General features: G+C 55.2%; 18 protein-coding genes. 13 read left to right on the forward strand and 5 right to left on the reverse strand.

All coding sequences use genetic code 11. The features are described 5' to 3' along the window. Window positions 1-334 precede the first annotated feature (334 nt). The 8 genes from EV12_RS09210 to EV12_RS09245 all read left to right on the forward strand — a co-directional run bounded on the left by EV12_RS09210 (window position 335) and on the right by EV12_RS09245 (window position 9,027). Entirely contained in the window at window positions 335-1,459 is a 1,125-nt protein-coding gene (locus EV12_RS09210; protein WP_036914784.1) for a TRAP transporter substrate-binding protein, read from the forward strand. Then, a complete protein-coding gene (locus tag EV12_RS09215; protein WP_036914786.1) occupies window positions 1,459-2,028 on the forward strand; it encodes a TRAP transporter small permease subunit in 570 nt (189 codons plus the stop codon). Before EV12_RS09210 ends, EV12_RS09215 begins: the two co-directional genes overlap by 1 nt. Beyond that, complete coding sequence (locus EV12_RS09220) at window positions 2,021-3,391, forward strand: TRAP transporter large permease (protein WP_036914788.1); 1,371 nt, start codon at window positions 2,021-2,023, stop codon at window positions 3,389-3,391. The genes EV12_RS09215 and EV12_RS09220 overlap by 8 nt, the downstream gene beginning before the upstream one ends. A gap of 59 nt (window positions 3,392-3,450) precedes the next feature. Further along, window positions 3,451-5,226, forward strand: a complete 1,776-nt coding sequence (locus EV12_RS09225; protein ID WP_193742205.1) for a diflavin flavoprotein — start codon at window positions 3,451-3,453, stop codon at window positions 5,224-5,226. After that, complete coding sequence (locus EV12_RS09230) at window positions 5,226-7,073, forward strand: diflavin flavoprotein (protein ID WP_036914790.1); 1,848 nt, start codon at window positions 5,226-5,228, stop codon at window positions 7,071-7,073. The genes EV12_RS09225 and EV12_RS09230 overlap by 1 nt, the downstream gene beginning before the upstream one ends. Window positions 7,074-7,176: 103 nt before the next feature. Further along, a complete protein-coding gene (locus EV12_RS09235) occupies window positions 7,177-7,884 on the forward strand; it encodes a rubrerythrin family protein (protein WP_036914792.1) in 708 nt (235 codons plus the stop codon). A 75-nt stretch (window positions 7,885-7,959) separates the two neighbouring features. Continuing rightward, a complete protein-coding gene (locus EV12_RS09240) occupies window positions 7,960-8,487 on the forward strand; it encodes an NADPH-dependent FMN reductase (protein ID WP_036914794.1) in 528 nt (175 codons plus the stop codon). A 333-nt stretch (window positions 8,488-8,820) separates the two neighbouring features. After that, a complete protein-coding gene (locus EV12_RS09245) occupies window positions 8,821-9,027 on the forward strand; it encodes a hypothetical protein (protein WP_036914945.1) in 207 nt (68 codons plus the stop codon). Window positions 9,028-9,031: 4 nt separating this feature from the next. Here EV12_RS09245 and EV12_RS09250 read toward each other — a convergent pair whose 3' ends face one another. The 4 genes from EV12_RS09250 to EV12_RS09265 all read right to left on the reverse strand — a co-directional run bounded on the left by EV12_RS09250 (window position 9,032) and on the right by EV12_RS09265 (window position 14,149). Then, the gene (locus EV12_RS09250) at window positions 9,032-9,292 is read right to left on the reverse strand and encodes a hypothetical protein (protein ID WP_052039574.1); all 261 of its coding nucleotides are present in this window, start codon (window positions 9,290-9,292) and stop codon (window positions 9,032-9,034) included. Between the two features lie 116 nt (window positions 9,293-9,408). After that, entirely contained in the window at window positions 9,409-12,357 is a 2,949-nt protein-coding gene (gcvP, locus tag EV12_RS09255) for an aminomethyl-transferring glycine dehydrogenase (RefSeq protein ID WP_036914796.1), read from the reverse strand. A 71-nt stretch (window positions 12,358-12,428) separates the two neighbouring features. Continuing rightward, window positions 12,429-12,827 (reverse strand): glycine cleavage system protein GcvH, encoded by a 399-nt coding sequence (gene gcvH, locus EV12_RS09260; protein ID WP_036914947.1) that lies wholly within the window; start codon window positions 12,825-12,827, stop codon window positions 12,429-12,431. A 20-nt stretch (window positions 12,828-12,847) separates the two neighbouring features. After that, window positions 12,848-14,149 (reverse strand): methionine gamma-lyase family protein, encoded by a 1,302-nt coding sequence (locus EV12_RS09265; protein ID WP_036914798.1) that lies wholly within the window; start codon window positions 14,147-14,149, stop codon window positions 12,848-12,850. Between the two features lie 291 nt (window positions 14,150-14,440). Here EV12_RS09265 and EV12_RS09270 point away from each other — a divergent pair, with 291 nt between their 5' ends. Then, window positions 14,441-15,361: an acyl-CoA desaturase gene (locus EV12_RS09270; RefSeq protein ID WP_036914800.1), complete on the forward strand. Its 921-nt coding sequence runs from the start codon at window positions 14,441-14,443 to the stop codon at window positions 15,359-15,361. On the opposite strand, the gene EV12_RS09275 is transcribed toward EV12_RS09270, so the two are convergent. Next, complete coding sequence (locus tag EV12_RS09275) at window positions 15,340-16,092, reverse strand: hypothetical protein (RefSeq protein ID WP_036914802.1); 753 nt, start codon at window positions 16,090-16,092, stop codon at window positions 15,340-15,342. The genes EV12_RS09270 and EV12_RS09275 overlap by 22 nt on opposite strands. 51 nt (window positions 16,093-16,143) lie before the next feature. On the opposite strand from EV12_RS09275, the gene EV12_RS09280 reads away from it, so the two are divergent. The 4 genes from EV12_RS09280 to mnmG all read left to right on the forward strand — a co-directional run bounded on the left by EV12_RS09280 (window position 16,144) and on the right by mnmG (window position 21,074). Then, window positions 16,144-17,076, forward strand: coding sequence for an acyl-CoA desaturase (locus EV12_RS09280; RefSeq protein WP_036914804.1), 933 nt, complete (start codon window positions 16,144-16,146; stop codon window positions 17,074-17,076). A gap of 43 nt (window positions 17,077-17,119) precedes the next feature. Next, window positions 17,120-17,578: a 50S ribosomal protein L9 gene (gene rplI, locus EV12_RS09285; RefSeq protein ID WP_036914805.1), complete on the forward strand. Its 459-nt coding sequence runs from the start codon at window positions 17,120-17,122 to the stop codon at window positions 17,576-17,578. Window positions 17,579-17,640: 62 nt separating this feature from the next. Next, the gene (dnaB, locus tag EV12_RS09290; RefSeq protein WP_036914806.1) at window positions 17,641-19,059 is read left to right on the forward strand and encodes a replicative DNA helicase; all 1,419 of its coding nucleotides are present in this window, start codon (window positions 17,641-17,643) and stop codon (window positions 19,057-19,059) included. A 53-nt stretch (window positions 19,060-19,112) separates the two neighbouring features. Further along, entirely contained in the window at window positions 19,113-21,074 is a 1,962-nt protein-coding gene (mnmG, locus tag EV12_RS09295; protein WP_036914807.1) for a tRNA uridine-5-carboxymethylaminomethyl(34) synthesis enzyme MnmG, read from the forward strand.

The following is a 21,074-nucleotide window of genomic DNA, read 5'->3' on the forward strand; positions in this document are numbered from 1 at the left end:
CCATGAACTGCTCAAAACATTTTGCTATGGGATCTTGAGCCATCACTTCCACTTGTCCTAAGGGCGAGCGCGCGAACAGATAAAAGCGGCCTGGCGCGTTGCAATTCGAGAGATCACCGTCGCCAAAAACCAAGAATCACATTGCGACCACGGTTCAGCTGACGAACGACGTGTGATGCGAACAAGACCCTTTAAACACGCCTCAATGTTGTGGAGGCGTGCTCTTTAGGAACAGCCCTAACCCAAAAAGCAGCCCCAACCTTAATTATTCAACTGACATCGTTGCCCTGAACTTGTAGATGCGCCGTAAAATCGCAGCGACCCAGAGAACTGTATGCAACGTCGAAAACTACTCGGGTCTGGCGCTACGGCTGTCTCAGCAGCCGTCGGCGCAGGCATTCTCAGTGCCTGCACAATCCGTAGAGAGGAAGAAAGCGGCAGTAAGAGCAGCCAGCCGAAGGTGCGCTGGCGCATGGCCACCAGCTGGCCCCCCTCACTAGACACGATTTACGGCGGGGCCGAAACAATCAGCCAACGGGTGAATGAACTAAGCGGCGGCAACTTCCAAATCAAGCCCTATGCCGCCGGTGAGCTCGTACCAGGCCTAGAAGTCCTTGATGCGGTTCAGGCGGGCTCCGTCGAATGCGGTCATACCGCCAGCTACTACTACATCGGCAAAAATCCCAGCTTTGCCTTCGGCACTTCCGTACCGTTTGGCCTTAGCGCACAACAACAGAACGCTTGGCTCTACGAAGCAGGTGGCAACGAAGCCATTAACAACCTCTATGCCGATTTCGGAGTGATCAGCTTTCCCGCCGGAAACACCGGAGCACAAATGGGCGGATGGTTCAAGCGCAAACTCGAAGGTCTGAGTTCCCTTCAGGGACTCAAAATGCGCATTCCTGGTCTAGGTGGCAAGGTACTGGCCAGCCTTGGCGTCAACGTGCAGGTTTTGCCGGGCGGAGAGATCTACCTGGCCCTCGAGCGTGGCGCAATCGATGCAGCTGAATGGACCGGTCCATACGATGACGAAAAGCTGGGCCTAGCCAAGGCCGCGCGCTTTTACTACTACCCAGGCTGGTGGGAACCGGGCCCCACCCTTACAGCTCTGGTCAACCAACAAGCCTGGAGCAAGCTGCCGAGCGAGTATCAAGCGATGTTCAGCACCGCCTGTTACGAAGCCAACCTCACCATGCTCAGCCGATACGACACCCTCAATGGGGCTGCTCTGCAAAGACTTTTAAAGGGCAACACCGAACTGGTTCCCTATGACCAAAGCATCCTTAAAGCTGCCCAGGAAGCAGCCTTCCAGCTCTATAGCGATACCGCCGCGAAAGATGCCAGCTTCCGCAACCTTCTTCAGCAATGGCAAGGCTTCCGCAAAGAGGTTTACGCCTGGAACAACGTCAATGAGTTCTCATTCGCTCGCTTCAGTTACGACCAACTGAAAGGAAGTTGATGAGGCGCTGGCTAGACCTAGCAGAACGCCTTGACGCCTTAAACAAGGCCTTTGCAGTCGTTGCTCGCTGGTCGGTGTTAATTATGCTGGGATTAGGGCTCTGGAACGTTGTGGGGCGCTATCTGGGTGTGTCCATCGGCCACAATCTCAGCTCCAACGGTCTCATCGAAGGGCAGTGGTACCTCTTTGATCTGGTGTTCCTGCTGGGACTGGGCTGGACCCTCCAACGCCATGGGCATGTGCGGGTTGATGTGCTTCAAAGCCGCTGGGGAGCAAAGCGCCAAGCACGTATGGAGCTGCTTGGCACCCTGGTCTTCCTGTTGCCATTTGCCCTGGGAGTGATGCTGATCTCTCTCGAACCCGCCCTGCAGTCGTGGAGCATCGGCGAAGCCTCACCCGACCCCAATGGCCTGCCGCGCTACTGGGTTAAATCCCTCATCCCATTGGGCTTCCTACTCTTGGCCCTACAAGGCATCGCCGAAGCCATTCGAGCCTGGGCAAAGCTAAAAGCCCCAACATTTAGGCCATTCAACCCTGAAGGTGAACAGGGCGGAGATCCCCTTGATTGAGATTGAACTACTCGACCATGTGATCAGTTTCGATCCCTCCACAACACTTGGGCCTGGGATGTTTATAGCCCTGGTTTTCGCCCTATTGAGCGGCTATCCAGTGGCCTTCTGCCTCGGTGGCATTGCCGTGATCTTCGCGTTGCTGGGCATGGCTCTTGGTGAAATCGATCCACTGTTCGTTACCGCTCTGCCGCAGCGAATCCTGGGGATCATGGCCAACTTCACCTTGTTGGCCATTCCCGCATTTGTGTTCATGGGCGCCATGCTCGAGACATCAGGTATTGCAGAGCGACTACTCGAGAGCATGGGACGTCTACTCGGCCAGCTACGCGGTGGCCTGGCCCTAGCCGTCGTGCTAGTGGGCTCGCTCCTCGCTGCCACGACCGGAGTCGTAGCAGCCACAGTCACCACCATGGGGCTGATCTCCCTACCGGCCATGCTGAGAGCGGGCTACGACCGCTCGCTCGCCACGGGGGTTATTGCTGCCTCAGGCACCCTTGGCCAGATCATCCCACCCAGCATTGTCTTGGTGGTTCTCGGCGACCAGTTGGGTGTCTCAGTAGGAGATCTGTTCCTCGGCTCAGTGATCCCAGGGGTGCTCATGGCTGGTGCATTTGCCACTTATGTGCTCGTGATCAGCTACCTAAAACCTCATCTCGCCCCCCAACTGAATCCAGCAGAACTGATCCCCATGCAACCTGGCCAACTGCTGCGCGTGATCATCCCGCCCCTTGGTCTGATCCTATTGGTGCTAGGCAGCATCTTCTTTGGGATCGCAACACCCACCGAAGCTGGCGTTCTTGGTGCCACTGGCGCCATGGTCCTAGCGGCGCTCAATGGAGGGTTCAGCCGCAGCAGCCTCTCAAAAGTATGCGATGAAACCCTACGAACCACTGCCATGGTGATGGCGATTTTACTGGGCTCAACCGCTTTTAGCCTTGTCTTTCGCGGAGTAGGCGGCGATCAACTCATTGCCGATCTTTTGCTGAACCTACCCGGCGGCAAGGTTGGTTTTATGGCCGTGAGCATGCTCACAATTTTCGGCCTCGGCTTTTTCATCGACTTCTTTGAAATCGCCTTTATTGCCGTTCCGCTCTTACTACCAGCAGCTCGCCAAATCCTTGGACCCGAGGCCTTGATCTGGCTAGGGGTGGTCATTGGCGCCAACTTGCAAACCTCCTTCCTCACCCCACCTTTCGGCTTCGCACTCTTTTATCTACGCGGAGTAGCCCCTAAAACCATTACCACACAAGAAATCTATAAGGGTGCACTGCCCTTCGTGGGCCTGCAAATCGCTGTCTTGGTGCTGATCATTGCAGCCCCACCCCTGGTGGATTGGCTGCCCAACCTTGCCGCCTCCTGAACGACAGCACAGTTCTCAGAACACCCTCCGTAGAGTTTTGGCATTGGTGTAAAGGGTCCATGAACGTTGCGAGCAAAGACACCACGATGACAACGACCAGCACTGCTCCAAGGTTGTCACTCCAATGCGCAGCTATCGCTAGCGACACCACCACAATCCGTGCCCTCGATTGGGACCGCAGCCGCTTTGATATCGAGTTCGGCCTCCGTAACGGCACCACCTACAACAGCTTCCTGGTGAGAGGTGCCCAGACAGCACTGATCGATACCAACCACCTCAAGTTTGAGGACACCTGGCTACCGATGCTTAAGGAGCAAATCGATCCAAAAGCGATCGACTATCTCATCATCAGCCACACCGAGCCCGACCACTCCGGTCTAGTGGGCCAGATCATCGATCTCAATCCCGAGATCGAAATCGTTGCTTCGAAAGTCGCCATCAAGTTCCTACAAGATCAGGTGCATCGCCCCTTCCGGTCGCGAGAAGTCAAAAGCGGCGAAGAACTGGATCTAGGCACTAACCCAACCAGCGGTATTGCTCACCGCTTCGAATTTCTGAGTGCGCCCAACCTGCACTGGCCAGACACAATCTTCTCTTTCGACCACGCCACAGGGATTCTTTACACCTGTGACGCATTTGGTCTGCACTATTGCTCAGATGAACTCTTCGACCAAGATCCCTCCGCACTGGCCCCAGACTTCCGCTTCTATTACGACTGCCTGATGGGACCCAATGCGCGCAGCGTTGTCCAGGCTTTGAAGCGCATGGATCAGCTACCAGAGATCACCACAATTGCTGTTGGCCACGGCCCGCTACTCCGCCATCATCTCAAGCTTTGGGTCGACGACTATCGCGACTGGAGCAGCCAACGAAGCAAGGGAGAAAGCTATGCAGCCATCTGTTATCTCAGTTATTACGGCTTTTGCGACCGGCTCAGCCAAGCCATTGCCCACGGCATCGGCAAAGCCAAAGGAGAGGTACAACTAGTCGATCTACGAGCCACTGATGCCCAAGAACTGAGCGCATTAATTGGTGAAGCAAAAGCAGTAGTAGTACCAACCTGGCCATCCCAACCAGATGCAGAACTGCAGAGTTCAATTGGCACCCTATTGGCAGCTTTGAATCAAAAGCAATGGGTTGCCGTTTACGATGCCTATGGCGGCAATGATGAGCCAATTGATGCAGTAGCAGCGCAGCTGCGTAGCCTTGGGCAAAAAGAAGCTTTCGAACCTCTAAGGGTGCGGCAAGCTCCTGATGGCAATCTCTACCAACGCTTCGAAGAAGCTGGTACCGACCTTGGACAACTACTCAACCAAAAACAAAATATTGCGGCAATGAAAAGCCTAGATACTGAACTTGACAAGGCCATGGGTACCCTGAGTGGTGGCCTTTATGTCGTCACAGCCAGCCAAGATGAAGAGTCCAGCCAACGACGTGGCGCCATGATCGCAAGTTGGGTGAGTCAAGCAAGTTTCACACCGCCAGGGCTAACAGTCGCAGTAGCCAAAGACAGAGCCATAGAAACCCTGATGCAAGTAGGGGATCGCTTCGTGATCAACGTATTAAGAGAAGACAACTATCAACCCTTACTAAGACAATTCCTCAAACGCTTCCCGCCCGGAGCCGATCGTTTCGAAGGAGTGAATGTACTCAACAACGTTGCTAAAGGAGGTCCCGTACTCGTGGATGCGCTGGCCTTCTTGGATTGCCTCGTCAAACAGCGACTAGAAACCCCCGATCACTGGATCATCTACGCCCTAGTAGAACAAGGCAATGTGGCGGATGCTGAAGCCAAAACAGCTGTGCATCACCGCAAAGTAGGAAACCACTACTGATGTCGATGTCCTCCATCCACAAGCCTGCTGCTGCTGCGCAGCGAACGGTGATCACACTCCCAATCGAAAAGGGCCTGATCAGCTTGCGCGGCCTTAGTCCACAACGTCTGCGCTTTGAGCTGGAATATGCCCTGGAGCGAGGCAGTACTGCCAATAGCTTTCTTTTCTCTGCCGGTGATGACTCACATGGGCAACCTCAATCGGCTGTCCTGGTACACCCCCCTGGCGACGCCTATGCCGAGGTTTTCATGCCGGCACTCGCCAAGGCCCTCCCTTCAGGGACCACAACGTTGAAGGTGGTCGTTGGTCACATCAACCCCAACCGAGTCGCACTACTAAAAAAGCTGGCCAACACCTACCCCCAGCTGGAGTTAATCAGCTCCAATCCCGGCGCCAAATTGCTCAGAGAGCTTTGGGAACAACGCAAACCAGCAACACCCAACAACAAGGAAGAGGGAGAGTCATCCCTTCCGTCTCTTCCATCCATTGAGATTGTTCGACAAGAACAGAAGCTCTCCCTAAGCAACGAACACGCATTGTGGTTGCTACCAGCGCCAACCGCTCGCTGGCCAGGCGGTCTACTGGCCTTCGAGGAAAGCCTTGGCTTGTTGATGAGCGACAAACTATTCGCCGCCCACCTCTGCACAAGCGAATGGGCAGAAGCCAATCGCATCAGCACGGAAGAGGAGCGTCGGCATTTCTATGACTGCCTCATGGCTCCAATGGCCAGCCAGGTGGATGCCCTAGTAGAGCGGCTTGAAGAACTAGACATCCGCACGATCGCCCCATGCCATGGGCCAGCCATAGAAACGAGCTGGCGAAGCCTGCTGAATGACTACCGCCGCTGGGGTGAAAGCCAACAACAAGCCCCTTTAAAAGTCGTTCTTCTTTTCGCCAGCGCCTATGGCAACACAGCGGCGATTGCTGACGCACTCGCAAAAGGAGTCTCCAGTACTGGTATTCAAGTAGAAAGCCTCAACTGCGAATTCACACCTGCGAATGAATTGGTGAATGCAATCCAACAAGCCGATGCCTACCTAATTGGATCGCCAACCCTTGGAGGGCATGCACCAACACCAATCGTATCGGCCCTAGGAACCTTGCTAGCCGAAGGTGACCGCAACAAAAAGGTAGGCATATTCGGCAGCTATGGCTGGAGTGGAGAGGCATTGGAACTTCTCGAAAAGAAACTACGTGATGGTGGTTTCTCCTTTGGTTTCGAGCCAATCAAAGTGAAGTTCAGTCCCGATGCTGCCATGGTGAAAACCCTGGAAGAGACAGGCACACTCTTTGGCCGAGACCTTCTCAAGCAACAACAACGCCAGCAACCACGAGCCAGCAGTGGCATGAGTGCAAGTCGTAGCGATCCAGCCGTGCTTGCCCTTGGTCGGGTGGTGGGCTCCCTATGCATATTGACGGCTCGCAAAGGTGAGGGGAATACAGCGCTTAGCGGCGCAATGGTCGCAAGCTGGGTCAGCCAAGCCAGCTTTTCACCGCCAGGGCTGAGCGTGGCCGTCGCCAAAGACCGAGCCGTTGAAGCGTTGCTGCATCGGGGCGACCACTTCGCTCTCAATGTGTTGGCAGCAGGAAGGCAACACGACCTGATGAAACATTTCCTGCAACCATTTCCAGCTGGTTCAGACCGGTTCGCAGGGCTAGACCTTGACGCCAGTCCCGCAGGTCAACCGCTGCTTAAAAATGCTCTGGCATGGCTTGAAGGATGCGTACAGCAACGCATGGAATGTGGAGACCACTGGCTGCTATATGCCGAGATCAGCCATGGTGCCCTACTGGAGCGAGAAGGCACGACGGCTGTGCATCAGCGCCGCAGCGGGGCGAACTACTGAAGAAGCAGCCTTGCGAGAAACTCGCGCAGACAGGCCCCATACGCTCCTCCTAACTCATACCGACTGTGAGTTAGGCTGCCAATTATTGCGCATCCCTCCATTCATGAATCTCACCACCAACGCCAATCTTGAAGCGGCCTTTGGCGGCGAGAGCATGGCCAACCGTAAATACCTCTTCTTTGCCGACGTTGCCAAAAAACTTGGCAACAATGAATTAGCAAAGCTTTTCCGCGACACTGCGGCCCAGGAAACCGAACACGCCTTCGCTCACTTCCGCTTGCTCCATCCTGAGCTATTAATCGAAGATCCTGCCGCACTCAACGATGCTGACAAGCAGAAGATGCTCACCCGCTGCCTCGAGCTGGCCATTGAAGGTGAAACCTATGAGTACACCACCATGTACCCAGAGTTCGCTACTCAGGCCCGCCAGGACAGAGACAGCACTGCAGAAGCAGAATTCAACGAACAGATCGAAGAGTCTCAGCAACACGCGAACCTTTTTCGTCGTGCAGCCAGCAACTTCGGCTTTTTAGTGCCAATCGAGCAACATCATGCTGAGCGTTACGGCCTTGCCCTCAAAGCACTGGAAGGCAAGGGCGTCGTAAGCGAAGCGGATCAACCCGTAGCTGGTCAATGGATCTGCAAAGTGTGCTCGATGATCTATGACCCAGCCATCGGTGATCCCGAGTCAGGCATCTCCGCAGGAACCGCATTTGAAGCAATCCCTGAAGATTGGGTCTGCCCCATATGCGGCACCCGAAAAGCCAACTTCGTGCCTTACCGAGAAGCCGAACTCAAAGAAGCGGCCTGAGATTGGCTGAGGTGCTGCAAAAGCGTGTACAAATTTGTTGCGTGAGAGCAGCATCTCTTCAGTTAGACCAGGTTTATGGCGTTATCACCCCCCCCCGATCTGCTTGTCATCGCCGCTAGCAATGGCGAAAATTTAAAACTAGCCCGTCGCATCGCCGCTCAAGCTGAAGATCAGGGCCACAGAGCCAAGATTCTCGATCTCACAAGCTTGGGCCTGCCACTGTTCACACCTGTGGCAAAGGAAGCTGGAATGCCAGACGGTGTAGCACCACTCCATCAACAGCTGATGGAGGCCACACACTGGGTGATCTGCGCGCCTGAATACAACGGCTCGATTCCACCTGTGTTCACAAGTGCCGTTGCCTGGCTCTCCGTGCAAGGAGATGACTTCCGCAGTTTGTTCAACGGCAGGCCAATCGCAATGGCAAGCTTTTCCGGCGGGGGCGGCATGGGCATGTCGATGAGCCTGCGCAGTCAACTCAGCCACCTCGGCGCTCAGGTGCTTGGACGGCAGCTGATGAGTAACCACGCCAAACCCGCCAAAGACGAATCCATTCGAGACTTAGTGCACCTGCTGATGCAGATGCAACCTCTCAAGCTTTGATCCCATCCGAACCAATCACCTTTGTTGCAACAGCCTCGATAAGGATCTTCTCGACGACCGTTCGAAGGCCTAGAACTGCGAAACAAACTAAATCTAGTGAACACTAGATATGGATTCTTATAAAAGAAACTCTCTACAGCTTTAAACGCAAAAAAATCTGGTTTTGCTAACTTAAGAATGAGAGCAAAAGCCTGACCTGCAAGAAGCCTTGCCCTATCTAGAAGCAACAAAAGCCAGACACAATCGCAATCATAAAGATAATCTAAAAAAAGATTGGCACGCTAGATGTTGTGGTTTGAAATGCGCAAGTCATTGCATACAGCCCTCGGCGCGATGGGATCTCAGCCTGGCCAAAACGCTGCTGTTCGATACCGCGGTTTTCTGCTCCTGCCACAAAGCAACCAAACATGGTTGGTTAGACCTGAACGCAGTCCAATGCTTTTGTTGCCGTTCCGTACCCCAATCTGTTCCTTGACAGATGTCAAGTCGATGCTGGATTGGCGTCTCTCTCAGCAAACAAAGCTGGTTGATGCTGCCTGATCAATTAGGCAGCATGAGGAGGAGGTGTGGGGTTTCCTTGAGATTGAAATGGCAGCACCAATGTTGCCCATCGTTCTGGACGCTCAGGTCGTTGACGGCGTGGCTGACGGACACCAAAAGGGACACGCACCACATTGGTACCATCCACCGCCAAGGTATGTCCCTGCAGAAGAGCTGATTCCAATCCGTCTGGAAGGGTAGGAAGACTTAAGCCAGCCCCCCTAGAGGACTGATCTGATTGGTTCAATGAAGTGTCCCTATCCATGCTGTCCCCCCAGCGATGGTGCAGATGCGGGACAGTATGGTCAAAACACTGCCACATGTGCTGAATTAAAAACCAAAAATTCGGTTTTCAGTGAAAAGTTACTGCCTTTAATCTGTTCAGACCAGGGGAGGTTTAAGAACAGCGTTATCAGCAAGCTCCTCAACCGATGGGCAACTACACAGCAAATTGCGATCGCCATAGGCATTATCAATTCGCGAAACCGCAGGCCAAAACTTGCTTTGGCGCTGCTCAGCCAATGGGAAAGCAGCGTCGGTGCGGGAGTATGGACGATCCCAAACCTCTGCTGTTACGGCCGCCAAGGTGTGAGGTGCCCGTCGCAGCGGGTTGTTCTGAGGATCCATCTGGCCTGACTCAATCGCTGCCGTTTCTTGTCGTATGGCAATCATGGCGTCGCAGAAGCGGTTGAGCTCCTCCAAGCTCTCGCTCTCAGTGGGTTCCACCATCACAGTCCCTGCAACCGGCCAGCTCACGGTTGGGGCATGAAAACCGTAGTCCATCAACCGCTTTGCAATGTCATCCACCTCCAAGCCTGCACTTCGCTTAAGGGGTCGCAGATCGAGGATGCATTCATGGGCAACCAACCCTGCTTGACCCCGAAACAGCACCGGGAAATGCGGATGCAACCGATGGGCTAGGTAATTAGCAGATAACAGTGCAACAGCACTGGCCTGCCGCAATCCCTCCGCACCCATCATGCGCAGGTACATCCAGCTGATCGGCAGGATGCCTGCACTTCCCCATGGCGCAGCCGAAATTGCGCCGATTCCCTGCTCACCGCCGCAGACAGCTAGGGGATGACCTGGAAGGAAGGGCATCAAATGAGCCGACACCGCGATAGGACCAACCCCTGGTCCACCACCGCCATGGGGGATACAAAATGTCTTGTGCAGATTGATATGACAAACATCAGCGCCATAAGTCCCAGGACGACAAAAACCGATCTGCGCATTGAGATTGGCGCCGTCCAGATACACCTGGCCACCGTGACCATGAACGAGCTCACAGATTTCACGAATCTGCGGTTCAAAGACACCATGGGTTGAGGGATAGGTGACCATCAGGGCTGCCAGCTGAGGAGCATGGGCCTCTGCCTTGCCAGCCAAATCGTTGAGATCCACATTCCCCTCTGCATCACAAGCCACAGGCACCACCCGCAAACCGGCCATCACGCACGTGGCTGGATTGGTGCCATGGGCACTGGTGGGAATCAGACAAACATCTCTCTGCTGCTCTCCGCGGGAATGATGCCAAGCGCGAATCACCAACAAGCCAGCTAATTCCCCCTGAGAGCCGGCATTCGGCTGCAAAGACACCCCGGCAAAGCCAGTAATTTCTGCAAACCAATGTTCCAGGTCCTGAACCAATCTCTGATACCCATGACACTGCTCCTGAGGAGCAAAAGGATGCAGCGCCGCAAACTCCCTCCAACTAATGGGGATCAGTTCAGCTGCAGCATTGAGCTTCATGGTGCAGCTGCCCAGGGGGATCATCCCGTGAACCAATGAAAGATCGCGGCCCACCAGTCGCTGGAGGTAGCGAAGCAACTCGGTTTCGCTGCGATAACGATGAAACACCTGCTGCTGCAACCAAGGTCGCTGGCGCAACGGCAAGCCAACAAGCTCCTCAAAGTGAGGGTTGCCAGGGTCTTCGAGAACTGGCACAGGCTGACCTGCAGCCTCAGCCAAAATCTGGAGGATCGACTTCAGCTCCTGATCGGTGCTGAGCTCATCAAAACTAATCCCAAATCCATGAGCTGCCTCTGGAGCAACACCCAAAGGCAGCACCCGCAGGTTGAATCCCGCCAAAGCGGCTGCCTGATGAACAGCCGGAGCTTCGCGACAGATCACCTCAACAGTGTCAAAACGAGCTATCGACTGGACTGGATAGCCCAACTGCTGCAATCCCCTCTCCAGTTGAGCCCGTAAAAGCAGGACTCGTCTAGCGATTGCAGCGAGCCCATCGGGTCCATGGTGCACTGCATAGAACGACGCCATCACAGCCAGTAAGACCTGCGCAGTGCAGATATTGCTGGTGGCCTTGTCTCGGCGGATGTGTTGCTCCCGGGTCTGCAACGCCAATCGCAAAGCCGGTTGACCCTCCGCATCCACAGACTGGCCGACTAAACGTCCGGGGACCTGGCGCTTGAAGATCTCAAGGGTGGCAAAAAAGGCGGCGTGTGGGCCCCCAAAGGCCATTGGCACCCCAAACCGTTGAACACTGCCAACAGCAATATCAGCTCCAAATTCAGCTACTGGAGCAATCAAAGTCTGTGCAAGAGGATCAATGGCAACAGTTGCCAGCGCCCCAACCTCATGAGCAGCCTGAATGGAGGTCGTGGGATTCCAGAGCCTGCCGCTACATCCAGGCAACTGAAGCAAAACACCAAAGACATCAGCATCAAACTGAAAGGTCATCGGCTCGGCTACCTCGAGCTGAATGCCCAGAGGTTCAGCCCGAGTTCTCAACACAGCAAGAGTCTGGGGAAGAACCTCTGCATCCACGAGAAAACGATGTGCATGAGGGCGCTTGCAAATCGCAAAGCTGAGGCTCATTGCCTCAGCAGCTGCCGTGCCCTCATCAAGCAAGGAAGCATTGGCGATCGGCAACCCCGTGAGTTCACTGATCAGCGTCTGAAAGTTGAACAGAGCCTCAAGCCGTCCTTGAGAAATCTCAGCCTGATAAGGGGTGTAAGCGGTATACCAAGCAGGATTTTCAAGCACCTGACGCTGAATCAATGCAGGCGTTGCTGTGCCGTAGTAGCCAAGCCCAATTAAAGAACGCCTCACCCGATTCGCAGCCGCGATGAGACGCAGTTCCTCCATAGCCTGAACTTCACCACAGCCCTCAGGAAGGGAACGACTAGGTGCCGTTGTCTCGAGAATGTCTGGAGGAACTACAGCGGCAACAAAACTCTGAAGATCACAATGCCCAAGCTCCTGCAGCATGTGCTGCTGGTCTTCAAAGCTGGGCCCAATGTGCCTCACCAGAAAAGGTGACGGCTGAATGCTTGAAGCCTCAACTGCACGCTGTTCAAGCAGGGTCAAGGGACATTCATCAACAAGATGGAAACAAGTTTAGAAAATTTGGACCAGAACCATCGCACTTCATAGGGTGCTTAGTTGATTGATTCGACAGCCACCTTGTTGGCATAGGTGGCTGCGTCCATCAGATCCTGCAATTGAGCTGGGTCCGCCGGGCGAACCAAGAGCAGCCACCCCTCACCATGAGGATCATTTTGGAGTTCATCCGGGTTGGAAAGCACCGACTCATTAATCCGCACCAGCTCACCGCTGATCGGAGCATGCAAATCCTCGACAGCTTTCACCGACTCAACGGAACCGAAAGTGGTGCCGCGATCAAGGAGATCGCCCACCTCCGGCAAATCCACAAACACAATGTCACCCAACTGATCAACAGCAAAGGCACTGATGCCTACCCGCACCAATTCACCATCCAAGCTGGCGTATTCATGGGTATCGGCAAACCGAAATTGGTCGGGGAATTGGAAAGCCATCGAGCCTGGCGAGGCAAAGCTCACCCAGTCTGGGGTACATCCAGCAAACCGGCGCGAACCAAAGCCACCAAAGCTCGGATCAGTGCCAATTCCACATGAGTGCGATGGGTACCTCCCTGCACATAGAGGTTGTAAGGGGGGCGCAAGGGAGCATCTGCAGAAAACTCACTGGTGCTGCCGTCGATAAATGTTCCTCCTGCCATCACCAAATCGCTTGCATAGCCAGGCATCGCTGCCGGCACAGGATCGAGATAGGCGCCAACAGGTGAACATGCCTGAAAGGCCCTGCAAACAACTTTCAAAACCTCAGGGTCTCCAAGCTGTACCGCCTGAATTAAATCGCTACGAAAGGCCCCCATAGAGGGCTTCACTGCAAAGCCCAAAGTGTCGAACACACCCGCGACCAAATCAGCTCCGATCAATGCCTCTGCCACCATTTGTGGAGCTAAGAACAGCCCCTGCAACACCAACCGATAAAGATCAAAGCCAGTGCCTCCCTGACTACCGATCCCTGGGGCAGTGAGCCGGCAGCAAGCCTGCTCCACCAAATCAGCCCGACCGGCGACATAGCCACCAGTTGGAGCAATCGTGCCACCGAGATTTTTGATCAAAGAGCCCGCAATCAGATCAGCACCAACTGCTGGGGGCTCCAAATCCTCAACAAGCTCGCCATAGCAATTGTCGACAAAACAGACACACCCAGGCTGAGAGTTATGGATGCGATGACACAACTCACCAATAGCTTTGATCGAAAGAGATGACCGCGAGCTGTAGCCACAGCTGCGCTGAATCAACACCATCCTTGTTGGCACCTCCAAGGCTCGTTCCAAGGCAGGGATATCCACACACCCCTCGGCAGTGAGGGGCAGCTGGTCATAAAAGATCCCTAATTCGGTTAAGGATCCCTGGCCGGATCCACGCAGACCAATCACTTCTTCAAGTGTGTCGTAAGGCTCTCCGGTCACTGACAAGAGTCGGTCACCAGGTCGAAGAACGCCAAACAACGCAGTCGCAATTGCATGGGTACCACTCACAAACTGGAGTCGAACAGCTGCTTTCTCAGCACCAAGCACCCTTGCAAATACACGGTCAACCACCTCCCGGGCCTGATCTCCATGGCCATAACCAGTGATGGAAGCAAAGTGTTGCGTGGCGACTCGTTCGCTGCTGAAAGCCTCCAAAACCTTCTCAAGGCGAACCGCTACGGCAGCCGTCCGCTCGCATGCGATCCCCTCAAGGCGCTGAGAGACAGAACCGACGTGCCGCCTGGCCCACGCCTGCACCAGCACTTCATCAAAGCCAGCTGCGGGGAATGTCTTCACAACAATCCGGGGTCAGAATCAATCATCCCCATGCTGAATCCTCGTTGAACGTCAAACGAAATCGAGAGTTAAGAACTAGAGAGCAACATTGACAAAATCACAATTCACCGAACCCAGTCAGCGCAAATCATTGGCAAAACTGCCATAGCTCAGCACGCATCAAGAACATGCACAGCTGAGCAAGGCCCCTGGAAACGGTTCCATAGTTCCTTTAGATTTGAACATGTCTCGGCCCTCCCCGCTCCACTCGCCTTACAAGCCAAGCGGCCGACCCATCCAAAGGAGTACCTCTTGGTTTCCCCTCTTCCGGTTTCTTCAGCCACAAACCGCCAGCAACGCTTGTGGGCTGCTGTAAAGGCTCATCGTGAGCCGCTGCCAGCCAAACAACGTCGACTCAAATGGGGCACCACCAGTTTCATGCTGGCCATGCATGTAGCAGCAACCTTCGCGCTGCTACCACGCTTTTGGAGCTGGCAAGGGTTGGTCGCTTTTGCCGTTCTTTATTGGACCACGGTGCTCGGGGTGACCTTGGGATTGCATCGACTTGTTGCTCACCGCAGCTTTGTCGTACCCGTTTGGCTGGAGAGAATTCTGGTAATCATGGCCACGCTTGCCTGCCAGAGTGGCCCCATCGAATGGGTGGCTCTGCATCGCCACCATCACCGCTACTCAGACCAAACCAATGACCACCACGACGCTGGCCGTGGCCTGTGGTGGGCCCACAGTGAATGGATGCTGCATGAGATTCCGGCGCTGGATCACATGGACCGCTTTGCAGGAGATCTGCTAGCCGACCCTTTCTTCCGATGGCTTGATCGCTGGTTCCTGCTGCTACAGATCCCTCTCGGTCTTGGTCTCTACTGGTACGGGGAAGTCGCCCAGGTGCACGGTGGAGGACTTGGCCTAGTGCTCTGGGCCATCCCCCTGCGACTGGTGGTTGTGTACCACGTGACCTGGTTTGTGAACTCGGCGACCCATGCATTTGGCTACCGCAACTTCGACAGCCCAGACCTCTCTCGCAACTGCTGGTGGGTGGCGGTGCTGTCCTTCGGCGAGGGTTGGCACAACAACCACCATGCTTATCCCTCCAGCGCCCGTCATGGCCTGCGCTGGTTTGAATTCGACATCACCTGGCAGCACGTGAAGGCGTTGCGTCGTCTTGGCCTGGCTCGTCGAGTCCAGCAAGCCCGCTACGTTTCCGGGGCTTCCTGATCAACCAACAACTCTGAGCGGGCCCTTAGATCATCCAGGAACCCCTCTGCTCCCTGTCTATTAACTCCACCCAAGGCCACCTGAGTTGCGTGCAGATCAAGCAATTCACCATCGAGCTCCTCAGCGTTGTAATCCCTCAAACCAGCCATCACCTCCGCAAAACGTTCCCTTCGATGCGCCTTAGTGACTGGATAAGCCTCCATCACCTTGTCCCGGCAATGACGCCAAGATTTTCCATTGCATAGACAATCAGCCAAAGCAGCACTAAGAGCTGCGGCCTCATCTTCTTCAATTCGCCAATCAAAGCCCGAAGGCAAGGCAGCAAGACCCACAAAAATCTCAAACAGAGCGCCAGCTCCGAGTGGCTCACCATCTTCTCCTTCCAGAGGAAGAGAACTTTCCGAAAGCACCTTGAGTAAGTCGGGATGACCCTCAACCAAGCGATCACGAATCGGCTCTAGACCGGCATGAAGGATGGCGTTGGCTTGACCCAATGCCAGAAACACTTCGGGGCCTGGTGAAGCGAGTTTGCCGTTGCGCAGATTAGAGATCTGAGAATTGTGCACCCGGCCAAGATCCAGGCATTCAGCCAGAGCCGGCAAGACCTTATGTGACCAACCATTGCGCTCATGCCAGACATGAATGAGATGAGCCATGGCCCGGCGCCCATCATCCAAGCGCTCGCGATAGCCCCTGGTCGCCGAATCAGATTCAACATCAGGCTTGGTCACTGGATAAGGATCCGTATCGTGTATAGTTTAGGCACATTCGACAGATCGCTCATGGCCTCCAGAGTGATAGCAACGCCTTCAACAATAAGCAGACCTGCACCTTCGCATAAGGCCTCAAGCCTTTCCTCAAAACTTCAGCGCCCCTACACAAGCAAGGCCATTTGCCCACCCAAAGAATCAAGACGCTGGGGAACGATCGGATTCATGATCGGCATTCATGCCCTATCCATCCTGGCCCTGCTACCCCGTTTCTGGAGCTGGCAAGCGATCACAACCCTTCTCGTCCTCTACTGGGTCACGGCCTGCCTCGGGGTGACGATCGGCTACCACCGTCTGCTCTCACACCGCTCGTTCCGCGTACCCCACTGGCTGGAGCGCTTCTTTGCCACCTGCGGAACCTTGAGCTGCCAACACGGTCCACTCGACTGGGTAGGACTCCATCGTCACCACCACAAGTTTTCCGATACTGACCCCGACCACCACAACAGTCATAAGGGCTTCTGGTGGAGCCACATGGGCTGGATGTTCGAACCCATTCCAGCCATGCAGGTAGTGCCACGCCTCACTGTTGACCTGGCCGCGGATCCCTATTACCGCTGGCTTAACAAGTACTTTCTACTGTTGCAGCTCCCGCTAGCCGGTCTGCTCTTCTGGATCGGCAGCGTCAGTGGAGCTGGTGGTTGGGCCCTCGTGCTGTGGGGTATCCCCTTGCGCCTAACGATCGTTTATCACATCACCTGGCTGGTCAATTCCGCCACTCACTGCTGGGGGACTGTGGCCTTCGACAGCGGTGATAACTCCCGCAACAACCCTTGGGTAGCAGCTCTTACCTTCGGCGAAGGTTGGCACAACAACCACCACGCCTTCCCGCACTCCGCCATTCATGGACTCCAGCGCGGTCAGATCGACCTCACCTGGCAGCACATCCGCCTGATGCGAGCCCTAGGCTTGGCTCGCAAGATCCGGCTACCGATCACATCGTAAGGTTGTCGATCGCTCAACAGTCGTCGTCCGTCTTCTTATCGCCATGGCCAAGCGCGTACAAGTCGTCCTGAACGAAGACGTCCTCAGCCTCGGCAAGGACGGCGACCTGGTAGAGGTTGCTCCTGGTTATGCCCGCAACTTCCTTCTCCCCTTCGGCAAGGCTGTCCCTGTGACCCCAGCCGTGATGAAACAGGTCGGTCACCGACGTGCCAAGCAGGCCGAACAACAGGCGGCAATCAAGCAGGAAGCCCTGGACTTCCAAACCGCTCTGGTCACAATCGGACGTTTCACCGTTAAAAAGCAAACCGGCGAAGACGATGTCTTGTTTGGCACAGTCACCAATGGTGATGTCGCTGAAGTAATCGAAACAGCCACAAAGAAGGAGATCGACCGCCGCAATATCATCGTTCCGGAAATTCACCGGACCGGTAGCTACAAGGTGCAAGTGAAACTGCACAATGAAGTCAACGCCGAAATCAACCTCGAAGTCGTCAGCTACTGATTGCTGGCAAGGCTTGCCAAACAAGCCAAAGTGGGTCTCCTTATAACGTCAGCTCCTCATCCATGGTGAGCGCCCCCCTACCAAACAACGGCGATACCGCCGCAGAGGGGTCCCGTCCCTTAAGGAAAGCCTCTGCCACATCTCGAGAACCGAGATTTGAAGCCCTGCCAGACTCCGTGCCTCCTCAAAATCTGGAGGCAGAGGAAGCTGTTCTAGGAGGGATCCTCCTCGATCCTGATGCCATCGGCAGAGTGGTCGATGTGCTCCAACCTGAGGCTTTTTATCTCAACGCCCATCGAGAGATCTTCCGCACAGCCCTGATGCTTCACAGCCAGGGCAAGCCCACCGACCTCACAGCAATGAGCGCCTGGTTGGCCGACACAGGATCCCTGGAGAAGGTAGGTGGCAGCAACCGTCTAATCGAGCTTGTAGAGCGCGTCGCCTCCACTGCATCCATCGAGCAAGTGGCCCGTTTGGTCATGGACAAATTCCTGCGGCGACAGTTGATTCGCTCAGGAAACGAAGTGATTCAACTCGGCTTTGACCAGGGCCTGCCGATGGAACAGGTTCTCGACAAAGCAGAACAAACAATTTTTGCGATTAGCCAGGAAAAACCATCCAAAGGGCTCACCCCCACAGCAGAAATCCTTACCAGCACCTTCAACGAGATCGAAAGCCGCTCACTGGGCACGTCCGTCGCAGGCATCCCAGTGAACTTCTACGACCTGGATGCCATGACCCAGGGGCTGCAGCGCAGTGACCTAATCATTGTGGCTGGCCGCCCCGCCATGGGCAAAACCTCAATGGTGCTCAATCTGACCAAAAACGTAGCCCAACTCCACAACCTGCCTGTGTGCGTGTTCAGCCTGGAGATGAGCAAGGAGCAACTCACCTATCGACTGCTCTCAATGGAGGTTGGCATTGAGAGCAGTCGACTGAGAACAGGCCGTTTACGGCAGGAGGAGTGGCCTCTTTTGGGCCAGGGCATCAACACCCTTGGTCAGCTACCGATCTACATCGATGACAAACCCAATTCAGGCGTTCTGGAGATGCGTTCTCTCTCCAGGCGACTGATGGCCGAACAAGGCAAAGAGCTAGGGCTCATCGTGATCGACTACCTACAGCTAATGGAGGGCTCCACGCCTGACAACCGTGTCCAGGAACTCTCCCGGATTACCCGTGGCCTTAAGGGCATGGCCAGGGAACTAAACGTACCTGTGATTGCCTTATCACAGCTCAGCCGTGGGGTGGAATCCCGCACCAACAAACGCCCAATGCTCAGCGACCTGCGCGAGTCAGGCTCAATCGAACAGGACGCCGACCTGGTGCTGATGATCTACCGCGACGAGTACTACAACCCAGAAACCCCCGACCGCGGCATCACCGAAGTCATCGTGACCAAGCACCGCAACGGCCCTGTCGGCACAGTAAAACTGCTGTTCGAGCCACAATTCACACGGTTCCGCAACCTGGCGGCCTAAAGCAGCAATACATTGATGATTTCCACTGTTCTCTAGAACTTCACGGGCCCCATATGCCCTTCAGTACTCCCCCTACCGAACACTTCGACGTCATCGTCGTCGGCGGTGGGCACGCCGGTTGTGAAGCCGCGATCACTGCAGCGCGCTTAGGCCTCTCCACAGCTTTATTCACCCTCAACCTCGATCGGATTGCCTGGCAACCGTGCAACCCCGCAGTGGGAGGTCCAGCCAAGAGTCAACTCGTGCATGAAGTGGATGCCCTTGGGGGTGTCATCGGGCGCCTGGCCGATGCGACAGCGCTGCAAAAACGTGTGCTCAATGCCAGCCGCGGCCCTGCCGTCTGGGCGCTTCGTGCTCAGACAGACAAACGTCTCTATGCGCGCCAGATGCTGCAGTTGCTGCAACAAACAGCCAACCTCTCTCTAAGAGAAGCGATGGTGACTGGTCTCGAAGTCAAAGGTGATCCATCAGGTGGAGGGGAGCACTGGGAGCCGGCTCAAGGACAAGCGGCCCAGATCACAGGCGTTCGAACCTATTTCGGCAGTGTGTATCGAGCCAAAGCTGTCGTGCTAACCACCGGCACGTTCCTTGGTGGTCAGATCTGGGTTGGCAATCAATCCATGCCGGCAGGTCGTGCCGGCGAGCAAGCCGCAGAGGGGCTCACCGAAGCCCTCGAGTCACTTGGCTTCCAAACCAATCGCCTCAAGACAGGCACTCCGGCCAGAGTCGATCGACGCAGCATTGCTCTCGATCAACTGGAAGAGCAACCCAGCGATGCCGCTGATCGCTTCTTCTCCTTCGACCCAACCGCCTGGGTCAGCGGTGAACAGATGAGCTGCCACATCACCCGCACCACCGCATCAACCCATCAGCTGATCAAAGAGAACCTCGAACTAACGCCTATCTATGGAGGCTTTCTCGACAGCAAAGGGCCGCGTTACTGCCCATCAATCGAAGACAAGATCGTCCGTTTTGCTGACAAAGACTCTCACCAGATTTTTCTCGAACCGGAAGGTCGCGACACTCCAGAGATCTATGTGCAGGGATTCTCAACAGGGCTACCTGAGCGGTTGCAACTCGACTTGCTACGCACCCTGCCAGGGCTTGAACAATGCGTAATGCTGCGACCCGCCTATGCAGTCGATTACGACTACCTTCCCGCCACACAGCTCAGTCCTTCATTGGAAACCAAACGCGTCAAAGGGCTGTTCACTGCTGGGCAACTGAATGGCACAACCGGCTATGAAGAAGCCGCCGCCCAAGGGCTGGTCGCAGGCCTCAATGCAGCAAGACAAATCAAAGGCGAGCCAGCCATTTATTTCCCACGCGAAGAGAGCTACATCGGCACGATGATCGATGACCTCGTGACGAAGGACCTACACGAGCCTTACCGGGTTCTGACAAGTAGAAGCGAATACCGCCTGATTTTGCGGGGCGACAACGCAGACCGACGCCTCACGCCTCTGGGCTATCAGTTGGGCCTGATTGATGCACGCCGTTGGCAGCTGTTTCAAAGCAAACAAACCGCTCTAGAGAATGAAAAACAACGACTCGAAAAGCAGCGAATCAAAGCCAGCCATCCAGCCGCACCGGCCCTCGAGGCCCAAACAGGCGCAAAAATCAAAGGATCCATAACTCTGGCCGATCTGCTCCGACGTCCTGGCGTGCATAGTGCTGATCTGATCGAGCATGGCCTAGTCGATCCAGAGCTTGCCCTAGGTGTACGAGAAGGAGCCGAGATCGATATCAAGTACAGCGGATACCTACAACGACAGCAACAACAAATTGATCAATTGAAGCGGCAGAGCAAAAGAAGCCTGCCTGCAAATCTCGACTACGCCAACATCAGCACCCTCTCTAAGGAAGCCCGCGAAAAACTAACCGCTGTAGGGCCACTCAATTTCGCTCAGGCCAGCCAGATTCCCGGTGTTAGCAAGGCAGATCTCACCGCCCTATTGGTCTGGCTGGAACTGCAGAAGCGTCGAACCCTCGCCGCCTCTGGTCACGATCGATAA

It is taken from the genome of Prochlorococcus sp. MIT 0701, from assembly GCF_000760295.1.
GTDB lineage: Bacteria > Cyanobacteriota > Cyanobacteriia > PCC-6307 > Cyanobiaceae > Prochlorococcus.

What these genes read in the sequence shown, in the direction of transcription:
- EV12_RS09245 (WP_036914945.1), top strand. Translation starts at nt 8,821, where the DNA reads ATGGGATCTCAGCCTGGCCAAAACGCTGCTGTTCGATACCGCGGTTTT.
- EV12_RS09230 (WP_036914790.1), top strand. Translation starts at nt 5,226, where the DNA reads ATGTCGATGTCCTCCATCCACAAGCCTGCTGCTGCTGCGCAGCGAACG.
- EV12_RS09250 (WP_052039574.1), bottom strand. Translation starts at nt 9,292, where the DNA reads ATGGATAGGGACACTTCATTGAACCAATCAGATCAGTCCTCTAGGGGG.
- gcvH (WP_036914947.1), bottom strand. Translation starts at nt 12,827, where the DNA reads ATGGCTTTCCAATTCCCCGACCAATTTCGGTTTGCCGATACCCATGAA.
- EV12_RS09240 (WP_036914794.1), top strand. Translation starts at nt 7,960, where the DNA reads ATGGCGTTATCACCCCCCCCCGATCTGCTTGTCATCGCCGCTAGCAAT.
- mnmG (WP_036914807.1), top strand. Translation starts at nt 19,113, where the DNA reads ATGCCCTTCAGTACTCCCCCTACCGAACACTTCGACGTCATCGTCGTC.
- EV12_RS09215 (WP_036914786.1), top strand. Translation starts at nt 1,459, where the DNA reads ATGAGGCGCTGGCTAGACCTAGCAGAACGCCTTGACGCCTTAAACAAG.
- EV12_RS09235 (WP_036914792.1), top strand. Translation starts at nt 7,177, where the DNA reads ATGAATCTCACCACCAACGCCAATCTTGAAGCGGCCTTTGGCGGCGAG.
- EV12_RS09225 (WP_193742205.1), top strand. Translation starts at nt 3,451, where the DNA reads ATGAACGTTGCGAGCAAAGACACCACGATGACAACGACCAGCACTGCT.
- dnaB (WP_036914806.1), top strand. Translation starts at nt 17,641, where the DNA reads ATGGTGAGCGCCCCCCTACCAAACAACGGCGATACCGCCGCAGAGGGG.
- EV12_RS09280 (WP_036914804.1), top strand. Translation starts at nt 16,144, where the DNA reads ATGGCCTCCAGAGTGATAGCAACGCCTTCAACAATAAGCAGACCTGCA.
- EV12_RS09210 (WP_036914784.1), top strand. Translation starts at nt 335, where the DNA reads ATGCAACGTCGAAAACTACTCGGGTCTGGCGCTACGGCTGTCTCAGCA.
- rplI (WP_036914805.1), top strand. Translation starts at nt 17,120, where the DNA reads ATGGCCAAGCGCGTACAAGTCGTCCTGAACGAAGACGTCCTCAGCCTC.